Source organism: Streptomyces sp. R818 (genome assembly GCF_056172735.1).
Window position 1 is genome coordinate 1 of sequence record NZ_JAOCNE010000008.1, and the last position, 14,535, is coordinate 14,535.

Annotated in this window: 9 protein-coding genes and 3 pseudogenes; 5 read left to right on the plus strand and 7 right to left on the minus strand. The window is 70.8% G+C overall.

What is annotated here, in order from left to right; genetic code table 11:
• The 7 genes and pseudogenes from N5I75_RS22305 to N5I75_RS22335 all read right to left on the minus strand — a co-directional run.
• Positions 1-200, minus strand: a pseudogene (locus N5I75_RS22305) (hypothetical protein); the annotation flags it as partial.
• A pseudogene (gene kdpA, locus N5I75_RS22310) lies at positions 197-1,870 on the minus strand (potassium-transporting ATPase subunit KdpA). The pseudogenes kdpA and N5I75_RS22305, both read right to left, overlap by 4 nt.
• Positions 1,871-1,878: 8 nt before the next feature.
• Positions 1,879-1,968: a K(+)-transporting ATPase subunit F gene (gene kdpF, locus N5I75_RS22315; RefSeq protein ID WP_476679851.1), complete on the minus strand. Its 90-nt coding sequence runs from the start codon at positions 1,966-1,968 to the stop codon at positions 1,879-1,881.
• 248 nt (positions 1,969-2,216) lie between these two features.
• A pseudogene (locus N5I75_RS22320) lies at positions 2,217-4,672 on the minus strand (ATP-binding cassette domain-containing protein).
• Between the two features lie 104 nt (positions 4,673-4,776).
• The gene (locus N5I75_RS22325; RefSeq protein ID WP_476680115.1) at positions 4,777-6,285 is read right to left on the minus strand and encodes a cryptochrome/photolyase family protein; all 1,509 of its coding nucleotides are present in this window, start codon (positions 6,283-6,285) and stop codon (positions 4,777-4,779) included.
• Positions 6,272-6,613 (minus strand): DUF3140 domain-containing protein, encoded by a 342-nt coding sequence (locus N5I75_RS22330; RefSeq protein WP_476679853.1) that lies wholly within the window; start codon positions 6,611-6,613, stop codon positions 6,272-6,274. Before N5I75_RS22330 ends, N5I75_RS22325 begins: the two co-directional genes overlap by 14 nt.
• Entirely contained in the window at positions 6,613-6,840 is a 228-nt protein-coding gene (locus tag N5I75_RS22335; protein ID WP_398195613.1) for a DUF2945 domain-containing protein, read from the minus strand. Before N5I75_RS22335 ends, N5I75_RS22330 begins: the two co-directional genes overlap by 1 nt.
• A 688-nt stretch (positions 6,841-7,528) precedes the next feature.
• On the opposite strand from N5I75_RS22335, the gene N5I75_RS22340 reads away from it, so the two are divergent.
• The 5 genes from N5I75_RS22340 (at position 7,529) to N5I75_RS22360 (ending at position 14,533) form a co-directional block, all read left to right on the plus strand.
• Entirely contained in the window at positions 7,529-9,007 is a 1,479-nt protein-coding gene (locus N5I75_RS22340) for a sugar transferase (protein WP_476679855.1), read from the plus strand.
• An 88-nt stretch (positions 9,008-9,095) separates the two neighbouring features.
• The gene (locus tag N5I75_RS22345; protein WP_476679857.1) at positions 9,096-10,412 is read left to right on the plus strand and encodes a nucleotide sugar dehydrogenase; all 1,317 of its coding nucleotides are present in this window, start codon (positions 9,096-9,098) and stop codon (positions 10,410-10,412) included.
• A complete protein-coding gene (locus N5I75_RS22350; protein WP_476679859.1) occupies positions 10,402-11,646 on the plus strand; it encodes a glycosyltransferase family 4 protein in 1,245 nt (414 codons plus the stop codon). Before N5I75_RS22345 ends, N5I75_RS22350 begins: the two co-directional genes overlap by 11 nt.
• A complete protein-coding gene (locus N5I75_RS22355) occupies positions 11,643-13,019 on the plus strand; it encodes a Wzz/FepE/Etk N-terminal domain-containing protein (RefSeq protein ID WP_476679861.1) in 1,377 nt (458 codons plus the stop codon). Before N5I75_RS22350 ends, N5I75_RS22355 begins: the two co-directional genes overlap by 4 nt.
• Positions 13,016-14,533, plus strand: a complete 1,518-nt coding sequence (locus N5I75_RS22360) for a Wzz/FepE/Etk N-terminal domain-containing protein (RefSeq protein WP_476679863.1) — start codon at positions 13,016-13,018, stop codon at positions 14,531-14,533. Before N5I75_RS22355 ends, N5I75_RS22360 begins: the two co-directional genes overlap by 4 nt.
• The last annotated feature ends 2 nt before the right edge of the window (positions 14,534-14,535 follow it).

Below are 14,535 nucleotides of genomic sequence, written 5' to 3' on the forward strand. Positions count from 1 at the left end.
TCCGCGACGGCCTCCGCCAGGTTGGCGAAGACCACCGTCAGCCAGAGCCAGGCGCTGATGGTCCAGCCGAACCAGTCGGAGGGGTGGGCGAAGGAGAACACGGTCGTCAGGACCGAGCCGACGAGCACCACGAACATCACCGGGGACTTGACCATCACCCGGGGGTCCAGCTTGCGGCAGGCGTCGGGCAGGGACTTCAGTCTTCGCGGTCATGAGGCGAGCCTTCCGCGAGCGGGCCGAGCGCCAGGGCGGGGAAGTACGTCAGCCCGGCGACGATGGCGACCGTGCCGACGAGCAGGCCGGTGAACAGGGGTTTCTCGGTGCGCAGGGTGCCCGACGTGGCCGGGACGGGCCGCTGCCCGGCGAGCGAGCCGGCGAGCGCGAGCACGAAACACCATCGGCAGGAAGCGGCCGAGCAGCATGGCGAGCCCGATCGTGGTGTTGAACCAGGTGGTGTCGGCGCTCAGGCCCGCGAAGGCGGAGCCGTTGTTGTTGGCGCCGGAGGTGAACGCGTAGAGGATCTCGGAGAACCCGTGTGCGCCCCCGTTGAGCATGGAGTCCTTCGGCGTCGGCAGGGCCATCGAGAAGGCGGTGAGGAGCAGGACGAGCACCGGGGTGATCAGGATGTAGCAGGCGGCGAGCTTGATCTCGCGGGTGCCGATCTTCTTGCCGAGGTACTCGGGGTTCGGCCGACCATCAGTCCGGCGAGGAACACCGCGATGATCGCCATGATCAGCATGCCGTAGAGGCCGGATCCCGTGCCGCCGGGCGCGATCTCGCCGAGCTGCATGCCCAGCATGGTGATGCCGCCGCCGAGGCCGGTGTAGGAGGAGTGGAAGGAGTTGACCGCGCCGGTCGAGGTCAGCGTCGTGGCGACCGCGAAGATCGACGAGCCGCCGATGCCGAACCGGTTCTCCTTGCCTTCCATGGCGCCGCCCGCGAGGTCGAAGGCGGGGCCGTGGTGGGCGAACTCGGTCCACATCATGAGGCCGGAGAAGAGGACCCAGATCGACGCCATCGTGGCGAGGATCGCGTAGCCCTGCCGGACCGAGCCGACCATGACGCCGAACGTGCGGGTCAGCGCGAACGGGATGACCAGGATGAGGAAGACCTCGAAGAGGTTGGTGAAACCGTTCGGGTTCTCGAAGGGGTGGGCGGAGTTGGCGTTGAAGTAGCCGCCGCCGTTGGTGCCCAGCTCCTTGATGGCTTCCTGGGAGGCGACGGCGCCGCCGTTCCACTGCTGCGAGCCGCCCATGAACTGGCCGACCTCGTGGATCCCCGAGAAGTTCTGGATCGCGCCGCAGGCGACCAGGACGAGCGCGCCGACCACCGCGACGGGGAGGAGGACGCGGACGACGCCGCGGACGAGGTCGGCCCAGAAGTTGCCCAGTTCGCCGGTGCGGGTCCGGGCGAAGCCGCGTACGAGGGCGACGGCGACGGCGATGCCCACGGCGGCCGAGACGAAGTTCTGCACCGCGAGGCCGCCGGTCTGCACGACGTGGCCCATGGCCTGCTCGCCGTAGTACGACTGCCAGTTGGTGTTGGCGACGAAGGACGCGGCCGTGTTGAACGCCTGGTCGGGGTCGATCGACGTGAAGCCGAGCGAGCCGGGCAGCGCGCCCTGGAGCCGCTGGAGGAGGTAGAGGAACAGGACGCTCACGGCGGAGAACGCGAGGACGCCGCGCAGGTACGCGGTCCAGCGCATCCGCGTGTCGGGGTCGGCGCCGATGCCCTTGTAGATCCACTTCTCCACCCGGAGGTGCTTCTCGGAGGAGTAGACCCGGGCCATGTGGTCGCCGAGCGGACGGTGGGCCAGGGCGAGCGCCGCAGAGGGCGAGAACTGCAGCGCCGCGGCGAGTACGGGGCTCATGTCGGCGCTCAGAACCTCTCCGGGTACAGGAGGGCGAGGACGAGATAGCCCAGGAGGGCGACGGCCACGACGAGGCCGACGACATGTTCGACGGTCATAGCTTGGTCACCCCCTTGGCGACGAGGGCCACCAGCGCGAAGACCGCGACCGTGGTGACGACGAAGGCCAGATCGGCCATCGTGGGCTCCCGGATGGGTGCGAGAGGGACAGGGACGGAACCGGACCGATCCGAACCGGACGGAAACGGTTGGATCCGTTGGAACGGTTAGAGCAAACATCCGCTCGTGGCCGGTTCCGATCCCTGTTGACGCCTCCTATACGGGAACGTGCGTGCCCTTGACGCTTCTCATACGGGTGGCCGGGCGGGGCCGCCCGTCACGGCCGCGCTGGACCGCCGGTCACCCTTCACGTACTCCGCGAGGTGCTGTCCCGTGAGCGTCCCGCGGTGGGCGACGAGGTCCGCCGGGGTGCCCTCGAAGACGACCTTGCCTCCGTCGTGACCTGCGCCGGGGCCGAGGTCGATGATCCAGTCGGCGTGCGCCATGACGGCCTGGTGGTGCTCGACGACGATGACGGACTTGCCGGTCGACGAGCCTGTCGAGCAGCCCGAGCAGCTGCTCGACGTCGGCCAGGTGCAGCCCGGCTGTCGGCTCGTCGAGGACGTACACGCCGCCCTTCTCCCCCATGTGCGCGGCGAGCTTGAGCCGCTGCCGCTCGCCGCCGGAGAGCGTGGTGAGCGGCTGGCCGAGGGTGAGGTAGCCGAGCCCGACGTCGTCGAGGCGCTCCAGGATCTTGTGCGCGGCGGGCGTGCGGGCGTCGCCCGCGCGGAAGAACTCCTCGGCCTCGGCCACCGGCATCGCGAGGACCTCGCTGATGTCCCGGCCGCCGAGGCGGTACTCAAGGACGGAGGCGTCGAACCGCTTGCCGTCGCACTCCTCGCAGGTCGTCGACACCCCGGCCATCATCGCGAGATCGGTGTAGACGACGCCGACGCCCTTGCAGGTGGGGCAGGCGCCCTCGGAGTTGGCGCTGAAGAGAGCGGGCTTGACGCCGTTGGCCTTGGCGAACGCCTTGCGGATCGGGTCGAGGACACCGCTGTACGTGGCCGGATTGGAGCGCCGCGAGCCGCGGATCGCGCCCTGGTCGACGGAGACGAGCCCTCCCCGCCGGGATCGAGCCGTGCACGGAGGGAGCTCTTGCCGGATCCGGCCACACCGGTGACGACGGTCAGCACGCCGAGCGGGATGTCGACGTCGACGTCCTGGAGTTGTGGGTGGAGGCGCCGCGGATCTCCAGGGCGCCCGTCGGCTTGCGCACGGAGTCCTTCACGGCGGCGCGGTCGTCGAAGTGGCGTCCGGTGACGGTGTCGGCGGCCCGCAGCCCCTCCACGGTCCCCTCGAAGCAGACGCTGCCGCCGCCCGCGCCGGCCCCGGCCCGAGGTCCACGACGTGGTCGGCGATCGCGATCATCTCGGCTTGTGCTCGACGACGAGGACGGTGTTGCCCTTGTCGGCAGGCGCAGGAGCAGCTCGTTCATCCGCTGGATGTCGTGCGGGTGCAGCCCGGTCGTCGGCTCGTCGAAGACGTAGGTGGTGTCGGTGAGGGACGAGCCGAGGTGGCGGATCATCTTGACGCGCTGGGCCTCACCGCCGGACAGGGTGCCGGAGGGCCGGTCGAGGGAGAGGTAGCCGAGGCCGATCTCGACGAACGACTCCAGGGTCTGCTGGAGCGTCTCGAGGAGCGGGGCGACCGAGGGGTCCGTCAGTCCGCGCACCCAGGCGGCGAGGTCGCGGATCTCCATGGCGCAGGCGTGGGCGATGCTGACGCCCTCGATCTTGGAGGAGCGGGCGCCCTCGTTGAGCCGCGTGCCCTCGCACTCGGGGCAGACGGCGAAGGTGACGGCGCGCTCGACGAAGGCCCTGATGTGCGGCTGGAGCGAGTCGACGTCCTTGGAGAGCATGGACTTCTGGATCCGCGGGATCAACCCCTCGTACGTCAGGTTGATCCCGTCAACCTTGATCTTCGTCGGCTCCTTGTACAGCAGATCGTGCAGCTGTCGCTTGGTGAAGCGGGCGATCGGCTTGTCCGGCGGGAAGAAGCCGCAGCCGGTGAAGATGCGGCCGTACCAGCCGTCCATGCTGTAGCCGGGGATGGTGAGCGCGCCCTCGTCGAGGGACTTGCTGTCGTCGTACAGGGCGGTCAGGTCGATGTCGGAGACCGCGCCGCGGCCCTCGCAGCGCGGGCACATGCCGCCGGTGATGCTGAAGGCGCGCCGCTCCTTCACATCCACGCCGCCGCGCTTGACGGTCACCGCGCCGGCGCCGCTGATCGAGGCGACGTTGAAGGAGAACGCCTTGGGCGAGCCGAGGTGCGGGGTGCCGAGGCGGCTGAAGAGGATGCGCAGCATGGCGTTGGCGTCGGTCGCGGTGCCGACGGTGGAGCGCGGGTCCGCGCCGAGCCGCTGTTGATCAACGGTGATCACTGTGGTCAACCCGTCGAGGACATCGACCTCGGGGCGGGCGAGCGTCGGCATGAAGCCCTGGACGAACGCGCTGTACGTCTCGTTGATCAGGCGCTGCGACTCGGCGGCGATCGTGTTGAACACCAGGGAGCTCTTGCCCGACCCGGAGACCCCGGTGAACACGGTCAGCCGGCGCTTGGGCAGTTCGACGCTGACGTCCTTGAGGTTGTTCTCGCGGGCCCCGTACACCCGGATCAGGTCATGGCTGTCGGCGACGTGCCGCGCGGACTCCCCGGACGGTCCGGACTGCGGCGTGTCGGTCTTCCTGGCCTTGGCGGTCATCACTGTCTCCATACGTCGGGCGACCCGGCTGGGAGCAGTATGTACAGGCCGGACGCTCCGGAGCTTCTCCGTTCGTGACCGATTCGAGCCGCGCTCAAGGCGCCTCAGTCCCGGCGGCCCCGCTCCTGTTCCAGGAGTTCGTCGAGGTCACGGAGGCGGTCGAGGCCGCGGACCGGCTGGGACATGCGGGCGTTGTGCTCGAAGCGCTCGCGGTGGCGGTGGAGGAAGGTCCAGTAGCCGGCGGTGAAGGGGCAGGCGTCGTCGCCGACGCGTACGGACGGCTTGTACCGGCAGGGCCCGCACAGGTCGCTCATCCGGTCGATGTAGGCGCCGCCCGACGTGTACGGCTTGGTCGTCATGCGGCCGCCGTCGGCGTACTGGGACATGCCGACGACGTTCGGCACCATCACCCAGTCGTAGCCGTCGACGAAGCTGCGGTGGAACCAGTCGGTGAGGGCCTTCGGCTCCCAGCCGCGTTGCAGCGCGTAACTGCCGAGGATCATGAGGCGGGGGATGTGGTGCGTCCAGCCGGTCGTGCGGACCTGGTCGAGGACGTGGGTCAGGCAGTTCGCGTCGGTCCCCGCCGAGGACAGCTCGGTGAACCAGTCGGGCAGCGGCGCGCGGTGGCGCAGTTCGTTGCTGTCGCGGTACCCGGTGCCGAAGTGCCAGTAGAGGTGCCAGACGAATTCGCGCCACCCGGCGATCTGCCGGATGAACCCCTCGGCGCTGTTGAGCGGGACGTCGCCCGCGCGCCAGCGCGCCTCGGCCCCTTCGACGCATTCGGCGGGGTCGAGCAGGCCGAGGTTGAGCGAGGAGGAGAGCCGGCTGTGGCTCATGGCCGCGTCGTCGGCGAGGACGGCGTCCTCGTAGGCGCCGAAGGTGGCGAGCCGGTGGTCGAGGAAGCGGCGGAGCGCGGCGAGCGCCTCGCGGCGGGTGGCGGGGAACTCGCGCGGGCCGTCCTCGCCGACGAACTCCACGTCGCCGTCGCGGGCCCAGCGGTCGAGGTCGGCCCGCACCTCGGCGTCGATGTCGCTCTCGCGCGGCCGGTAGGGCGGGGGCACGTCGAGGTGGCCGGCGCCCTTGGGCGGGGGCTCGCGGTTGTCGTGGTCGAGGTTCCAGCGCCCGCCGGCGGGCTGGTCGCCGTCCATGAGGAGGTCGTGGGTGTGGCGGACCCAGCGGTAGAAGTCCTCCTGGCGCAGGTGTTTCGTGCCGTGGCCGGCCGCCCAGGCGGTGAAGTCGTCGTGCGGGACGAGAAAGCCGCGGGCGGGCAGCACGCGTACTGCGGGCAGGGCGTCCACGAAGGTGCGGGCCGCGTGCGAGGTCGGGTGGTGGACGGTCACCGGGGTGCCGTCGCCCACCGCCTCGCGCAGGCCCGCGCGGTAGGTGTCCGCCTTGACGTAGCGGACGCGGTCGCCGAGCTCGGCGGCCCGGTGCCGCATCGCGGAGAGGACGAGGTGCGCCTTGGCGCGGTGGAAGCGGCGGCGCCGGAGGACACCGCGCGCCTCGATCATGACCAGCGGTGCGGAGCGGTGCGGGACGAAGTGGGGGCCCAGCTGGTCACCGAAGAGCCAGTGCGGGGTGGCGGCGTCGTCGCCCTCGTCACTTTTTCGGATCGTGGCCCCAGTTCATCAGCGAGTAACGCCAGCGGGTGTCCGTGACGTCCCCGGAGGGGCGCTGCTTCATATGGCGGTGCACATAGCCGACGACTTTCCGCATATGGGCGACGTCGTCGTCGGTGAGGTCGCCCTTCTTCTTTTCCTTGAGGTCGATGATGCGGCGCCCGGAGGCGTGGCCGACGCTCTCGCCGCCGCCGTCCGACTGGCCGACGCTCTTGGACTCGTCGGTGTCCAGCCACTTCTTGAGGGCGGCGGGGGTCATGTTGACGACCTCGCCGAACTCCTTGATGGTGTCCTGCCGGTCGTCGTCGCTTTTCCCGCTCATCAGCCGCTGTTCTTCTTGCGCAGGGATTCCGGCTTGTGCACGGCGTTCTTACCGGATTTGTCACTGGTGACTTCGTACTGCGGTTCTTCCTTGGACGCCTTGACGGTGCGGCCCGCCGCCTCCGTGTTCTTGGTGATCTTCTTCTCGACCTTTCCCGGGACGTCCTGTCCGTGACTGCTCCAGGAAACCTTGTCGCCCTTGCTGAGGTCCTTCTTCTTCTTTGCCATGCCCCACACTCTCCCGCCCTTCGGCAGGTACCGCATTCCGGCAGATCCGTCCGATATTTCGAACGAGGTCCGATTCCGGGACCGGGTCCGGGGCGTGGCCGAGATCGTTCAGCCGGAAAGCGCTGTCCCCACTGCACGCACGTTCGACATCTGGATCAAGTCTCAAAGCTTGCGCACGAGTTCCACACATACCCTCTACACGGCGGCGCTGATGGTCTAGATTGACCGTGCTCCACATGTGGACACGAGGCGACAAATGACGATCTATAAGTCGGGCGCCGGGAACAGCCAGTGGCTGGGCCCCCGGTGCCAGGCGTGGGGGTGATCGATTCTTCGGGCCCGGACCAGGGCCCTGGGTGTGGGGAGCATCCGGGGTTTCGGCGGGTTCCGCACACCGTGACGCCCTGGCGGGCCCAACAGACCATTGCCGCCCGGGCGAGGTGTTCAAACAACGCTGCTCAGCCGAAATGTCATGCGCGGGAGGCCGGAAGCGGCCTTCCGGGGGGAAGAACGGTGCGGCGCGGAAGGCGGGGGCCTTTCGCTGACGAGAACAGCGCTGACGAGAACAGCGCGGCACGGGGGGCGGAGCCTCCCGGGGGAGAACACAGTGCGGGGGGCGGGGGCGCCTCCTGGGGGGAGGAACCGTGTGGAGCGAACACGTCGAGCCCGCTGGTGACCTGGGGGTTCCGTGCAGCAGGGGGAATTAGTAAGCCCGTTACCGCCGGCCCGCGGGCGTCTGGGGAACGGGACACTCGGACAGCCCGCCACCGACTGGGAACAGCGGTACCGGCGCACCGTGATCATCGCCGACACCGTGGCGACGGCCGTGGTGGTGGCGTCGATCGGCCAGTTCTTCGGGGCCCGCGACGCGGCCAACTGGCATGAGAAGTGGGGCATCCTCGCCTTCGGCACCGAGCTGCTGGTGCTCGCGTCGCTCGCGCTGAGCCGGGCCTGGGCGCCCGCGGTGCTCGGCCAGGGCGCCGAGGAGTTCCGCCGGTTCGGACGCTCGCTGTTCACGGCGACCGTCGTCCTCGCGCTCGGCGGGATAGCGCTGACCTCGCGCAACATCAAGCTCTGGATATTCGTCGCGATCCCCGCGATCGCGATCACCACGATGACCACCCGGTATCTGCTCCGCCTGTGGCTGCACAAGCAGCGCAAGGAGGGGCGCTGCCTCAGACCGGTCCTCGCGGCCGGCTCCCCGGCCACCGTGCACGACCTGATCACCCGCACCCGCAAGTTCCCGCACCTCGGCTGGCGCGTGGAGGCGGTGTGCACGCCCGACGGACACGGGCCCGACAGCGACCAGCTGGACGGTGTGCCGGTCGTCGGCCGCCTCTCGGACGTCGCGGGCCACGTCCACCGCGACGGCTACCGCGTCGTCGCCGTCACGCCCGACGCGCACTGGTCGCCCGACAGCCTGCAGCGCCTCGCCTGGAACCTGGAGGGCAGCGACGCCGAGATGGTCGTCGCCCCCGTCCTGATGGAGGTCGCGGGGCCCCGGCTGCACGTCGACGCCGTGCTCGGCATACCGCTGCTGCGGGTCAGCATGCCCGCCTTCACCGGTGGCCGCCGGGTCATCAAGGGCGTCGTGGACCGGCTCGGCGCGGCGGCGCTGATCCTGTTCTTCGCGCCGGTGATGCTCCTTGTCGCGCTGCTCGTCGTCGTCGACAGCCGGGGCGGGGCGGTCTACCGCCAGCGCCGGGTCGGCAAGGACGGCCAGGAGTTCACGATCTTCAAGTTCCGCACCATGGTCGCCGACGCCGACCGGGTGCGGGCCCAGCTCGCCGACCGGAACGAGGGCGCGGGCCTGATGTTCAAGATGCGCAGGGACCCGCGCGTGACCCGCGTCGGCACCGTCCTGCGCAAGTACTCGCTCGACGAACTCCCGCAGCTGTTCAACGTGTTGACCGGGTCGATGTCGCTCGTCGGGCCGCGCCCGCCGCTGCCGGAGGAGTCGGCGGCGTACGGGCCCGACATCCGGCGGCGCCTCCTCGTGAAGCCGGGTCTGACCGGCCTGTGGCAGATCAGCGGGCGCAGTGACCTGCCGTGGGAGGAGGCCGTCCGCCTCGACCTGCGGTACGTGGAGGACTGGTCGCTCGCCCTGGACTCGGTGATCTTGTGGAAGACGCTGCGCGCGGTGCTCCGGGGGCAGGGAGCGTACTGAGAAACGCAGGGGGGTCTGCGGCACAACTGCCCGGCAGAGCACGGAAATCGCGGACCGTGAGAGTCCGCCTTGGGGGGAGGAACAGGTCATGAGAGTCAGCGTCTTAGGACTGGGCTACGTGGGGTGCGTGTCGGCGGCGTGCCTGGCCGCCTCGGGCCACGAGGTCATCGGCGTCGACGTCAGCAAGGTCAAGGTCGACCTCGTCAACGACGGCAAGGCGCCGGTCGTCGAGGAGCGGATCGGCGAGATCGTCGCCGAGGCGGTGGGCAGCGGCAGGCTGCGCGCGACCGACGACGTGCGCGACGCGATCCTGAACAGCGACGTGTCGTTGGTGTGCGTGGGTACGCCCTCCGAGGCCAACGGCAGTCTGTGCACCACCTATCTGGAGCGGGTCGCCGAGCAGATCGGCGCGGCGCTCGCGGAGCGGGAGGGCCGGCACACCGTCGTCTTCCGCTCCACCATGCTCCCGGGCACCTGCATGAACCTGCTCGTGCCGATCCTGGAGAAGCACGCCGGCACCGCCGGGGTGGACTTCGGGGTCGCGGTCAACCCGGAGTTCCTGCGCGAGGGCACCAGCGTGCGGGACTACTTCGACCCGCCGAAGACCGTCATCGGCCAGATCGACGAGGCCAGCGGTGACGTGGTCGCCGCGCTCTACGACGGGCTGCCCGGCGAGGTGTTCCGCGTGGACGTCCCGGTGGCCGAGGCGATCAAGTACGCGGACAACGCCTTCCACGGCCTCAAGATCGGCTTCGCCAACGAGCTGGGCGCGGTGTACCAGGCGCTCGGCGTCGACTCCCACCAGGTGATCGACGTCTTCCTGGCCGACCGCAAGCTGAACATCAGCCCCGCCTATCTGCGCCCCGGTTTCGCCTTCGGCGGCTCCTGCCTGCCCAAGGATTTGCGCAGCCTGGTCCACGCGGCGCGGCGCGCGGATGTGTCGGTGCCGATCCTGTCGCACGTGCTGCCGTCCAACGAGGACCATCTGCAGCGCGCGGTGGAGCTGGTGGAGCGCACCGGCAAGCGGAAGGCGGGCCTGTTCGGGCTCTCCTTCAAGCCCGGCACCGACGACCTGCGCGAGAGCCCGCTCGTCGAACTGGCGGAGCGGCTCTACGGCAAGGGCTACGACCTGAAGATCTACGACGCCAACGTGAGCCTGTCCCGGCTGCTCGGCGCGAACCGCGAGTACATCGAGACCCGCCTTCCGCACCTCGCGCAGCTGCTCGCGGACTCCGTCGACGAGGTGCTCGACCACGCCGACGTGTGCCTGGTCGGCACCAAGGACCCGGACGTTCTCTCGGCGCTGCCGCACGGTGACGGCGGCCCGTTGATCGTCGATCTCATCCGTCTTCCCGACGCGGACACGCGCCGGGCCGAACCGGGGTACGTGGGCCTTGCTTGGTGACACAGCACGTGGAAGTGGCAACGAGGGCCGGGGGCGGCGCGCGCTGATCCTGGTCGAGAACCTGTCGGTGCCGTTCGACCGACGGGTCTGGCAGGAGTGCCTGACCCTGCGCGACGCGGGGTGGGAGGTGCACGTCATCTGCCCGCAGGGCACCAAGCGGGACACCGAGGCGGAGGCGGAGATCGACGGGGTGCGGATCCACCGCTACCCGCTGAACGCCGCCACCGGCGGTCCGGCCGGTTACTTGCGCGAGTACGGGGCGGCGCTGTGGCACACGGCGCGTCTGGCCCGCAAGGTCGGCCCGGTCCATGTGGTGCACGCCTGCAACCCGCCCGACCTGCTCTTCCTGCCCGCGCTGCGGCTGAAGCGGCTCGGCGCGCGGTTCGTCTTCGACCAGCACGACCTGGTGCCCGAGCTGTACCTGTCCCGGTTCGACCGGGGCGAGGACCTGCTCTACCGGGCCGTGCGCGGCCTGGAGCGGCTCACGTACCGGGCGGCGGACGTCGTGCTCGCGACGAACGAGAGCTACAAGGACGTCGCGGTGCGCCGCGGCGGCAAGCGGCCCGAGGACGTGTTCGTGGTGCGCAGCGCGCCGCAGATCGAGCGGTTCCGGCCGGTGCCGCCCGAGCAGGAGCTGAAGCGCGGCAAGCCCCATCTGCTGTGCTACCTCGGCGTGATGGGGCCGCAGGACGGGGTGGACTACGCCCTGCGGGCCCTGGCGAAGCTCCGTGACGAGGTCGGGCGGACGGACTGGCACGCGGTGTTCGTCGGCGGCGGTGACGCCTTCGACGCGATGGTGGAGCTGTCGGAGGAGCTGGGCCTGACGGACCAGGTGCAGTTCACGGGGCGGATACCCGACGCCGATCTGGTGCGCTATCTGTCCACGGCGGACGTGTGCCTCTCCCCCGACCCGCGCAACCCGCTCAACGACGTGTCGACCATGAACAAGGTCCTGGAGTACATGGCGATGGGCCGGCCGATCGTCTCGTTCGAGCTGCGGGAGGCGCGGGTCTCCGCGGGGGACGCCGCGCTGTACGCGCCGGCGAACGACGAGTCCGCGTTCGCCCGGCTCGTCGGGGAGCTCCTGGACGACCCGGAGCGCCGGGCGGAGATGGGCAAGATCGGGCAGGAGCGGATCAGCGGGCGGCTGTCCTGGCGGAACTCGCAGCAGTCGCTGCTGGCCGCCTATGACGCTGCCTGCCGCGGCCGGACAGGGAGGAGGCCGCGCCGTTGAGCGAGGACACGATACGCCTGGCGACGATCGGGCGGATTCTCCGTCGGCGCTGGCGGCTCCTCACCCTGCTCACGCTGGTGGGCGGGGTCGTCGGCCTGGGCGCCTCGCTGCTGTTCCCGCCGAGCTGGACCACGTCGACGTCGGTCCTCATGGCGGGGCAGTGGGAGGAGCGCGAGCTGCTGACCCAGGTGGAGGTGGCGACGAGTTCGGCCGTGGTCGACCGCTCGGCCGCCGCGCTGAAGTGGCCCGGTGTCGACGGCACCGAGCTGCAGACCAAGGTGACCGCCAAGGCGGCGGACGGGAACATCATCAAGATCACCGGCACGGCCGACACGCCGGAGAAGGCGCAGCGCCTCTCGGACCAGGTGGCGCAGCAGTTCGTCGGCTTCGCCTCGCGGATCGGGAGTGACGAGACCGACTCCGACGACGCGGAGAACGGCCCCGAGGCCCTGCGCAAGCAGGTCGCGCAGACCAACCGCCGCATCAGCGATCTCGCCGACTCGGCGGATCCGGGGCAGACGGTGGAGAGCGTGCAGGCCCGTACGGAGCTGGAGAAGCTGCGGACGGCGCTGCAGGACGCCATGAAGAAGCTGGAGGAGGCCGATCCGTCCATCGGGGCCAAGAACAGCATGGTCGTGATGGGGCCCGCGGCGAAGCCGACGAGCGAGGCGCCGCCGACGCGGGTCCAGCTCGTCGCGGGCGGCGCGCTGCTCTTCCTGCTCGTGGCGGTCATCGCGCACCTCACCGCGGCCCGGATGAACCGCCGGCTGCGCACGGAGGCGGAGATCGCCGCCGCGCTCGGCTCGACGGCGATCGGGACCGTCGACGTCCCGGGTGGCCACAGCGCCGAACCGGCGAAGGCGGTGGGCGCGCGGGCGCGGGTCCGGCGCTTCCTCGGAATCGACGCGCGGTGGGACACCCCTGCCCCGCACACGTCGGGCGACGAGACCAGCAGACGGGTCCGCTACCGGCGGGTGTGCATGCGGCTCCGGCACCAGCTGCCGGTGCCCAGGCGGCTGCTCATCGTCGTCCCGGAGGGTGACGACGTCGCCCGCCGGGCCGCGGGGCAGCTCGTCACCGAGGCCAAGAACGATCCGCTGCTGCGGGTCGTGGAGGTCTCGCCGACCCATCCGATGGTGCCCGACCGGGAGGCCGAGTCCGGTGTCCTGGTGGTGCTGAGCGCGGGCGCCTGGACCGCGGAGGAGCTGGGCGGCATCGCCTCGGCCTGCGCGGACGGCGGCCACGAGGTCGTCGGTGTCGTCGTGGCGGGCGCGGTCCGCGCCCGGCCGTCGCGCTCCGCCGACCAGCCTCCGGAGAGCGCCACGCTCGCGCTCGCGGTGCGCGGCCACGCGACGGGAGGTCCCGTGTCATGAGCGGCACGCCCGCGGAAGGGCCGACGACCCCTCCGCTCCTCGACCTGCACGCCCTGGTGGTGGCGGTGCGCAGACGCCGTCGCCTGTGGTGCTCCCTCGCCGTCCTCGGGTTCCTGGCCGGCGCGGCGTTCGCGGTCCTGATGCCGCCGGCGCCGAGCGCGACGACCAAGCTCCTGGTCGCGCACGCGGAGGACCAGCCGAACGACACCGGCACGCTGATCCGTACCGACGTCGAGGTCCTCGGCACCACGCGGATCGCCGACCGGGCCCTGAAGACGCTGAAGTCCCAGGAGAAGCCCGAGGACTTCATGAAGACGTACGCGGGCAGGGGGCTGACCAACAACGTCCTGCAGATCGACGTGACCGGTGACACCGACGCGCAGGCGGTGGCGCGTGCGAAGGCGCTGGCCGACGCGTTCGTCGCCGACCACGTGCAGCGGATGCGGGAGACCGCGAAGGCCGAGTCCAAGGCGCTGCTCGACCAGCGGGACCGGATGCAGAAGGAGCTGGCCGAGGTCAACGACGAGATCGGCGGCCGGTCCCCGGACACCGATCCGGCCAATTCGGCGAGCATCGAGTCGCTCTTCGCCCGCCGCGCCGAACTCAACTCCCGTATCGCCGACTTCAACCAGCGCGCGGAGGAGGCACGCGTCGGCACGCCCCGGCTGATCGCGGGGACGCAGATCGTGGACGACCCGCGCGCGGTGGCGCACTCCCTGCCGAAGGCGGCCGTGACCAACGCCGCGATCGGGCTCGTCCTCGGTCTCGTCCTCGGCCTCGCGCTCTCCGCGGTCGGCGTGGTGGTGGCCGACCGGCCGGTGCTGCGCCGGGAGGTCGCCGCGAACCTGGGCGCCTCGGTCATCGCCGAACTGCCGCACAGCTCGGGCCGGCTGTGGCAGCGCGGGCGGACCAGGGCGGCCCGCGAACGGCTCACGACGACGCTGGCCCGCACCGTGCGCGGCTCTGCGGAACCGCTGTCGCTGCTCGAACTGGGCGGCGCCCGCGCCACGAGCGTCATCGCGCTGAACCTGGCCGGTGCCCTCGCGGCGGACGGCCCGCTGGTGATCATCGACGGGCTGCCCGGGAACCAGCTCGCGAAGGCGCGGGCACAGCAGGGCGGGCCGAACGTGATCAGCGGCGAGCAGGCGGCGGCGCTCTCGCCGCAGGACCGGCGGATCGGCGTCGGCTCGGTCGCGCCCGGCACCGCCTGGACCGATCTGCAGTACCTCGGCAGCCAGACCGTGCTCGTCGTACGGGCCGGGCACGCCAGTGCCGCCTGGCTGCACACGGTCGCGCGGCAACTCGCCGACCAGCACATCCCCGTACTCGGTGTCGTCCTCATCGACCCCGACCCGCGGGACCGGACCGACGGCACGCTCTGGGACGGCCTGCACACCGCGCTGCGCGGGCAGAGCGAGCGTCTGGCCCGGCAGAACAAGACGGGGCAGCGGCGCGCCGAGCGCGTGCCCATGTGGGCCGCGCGGGTCCCGGACAGCGACCAGGAGGCGCGGTAGGA

Excerpts from the sequence above, each read along its gene's own strand:
- kdpF (WP_476679851.1), bottom strand. The coding sequence starts at position 1,968 with ATGACCGTCGAACATGTCGTCGGCCTCGTCGTGGCCGTCGCCCTCCTG.
- N5I75_RS22330 (WP_476679853.1), bottom strand. The coding sequence starts at position 6,613 with ATGAGCGGGAAAAGCGACGACGACCGGCAGGACACCATCAAGGAGTTC.
- N5I75_RS22335 (WP_398195613.1), bottom strand. The coding sequence starts at position 6,840 with ATGGCAAAGAAGAAGAAGGACCTCAGCAAGGGCGACAAGGTTTCCTGG.
- N5I75_RS22345 (WP_476679857.1), top strand. The coding sequence starts at position 9,096 with ATGAGAGTCAGCGTCTTAGGACTGGGCTACGTGGGGTGCGTGTCGGCG.
- N5I75_RS22360 (WP_476679863.1), top strand. The coding sequence starts at position 13,016 with ATGAGCGGCACGCCCGCGGAAGGGCCGACGACCCCTCCGCTCCTCGAC.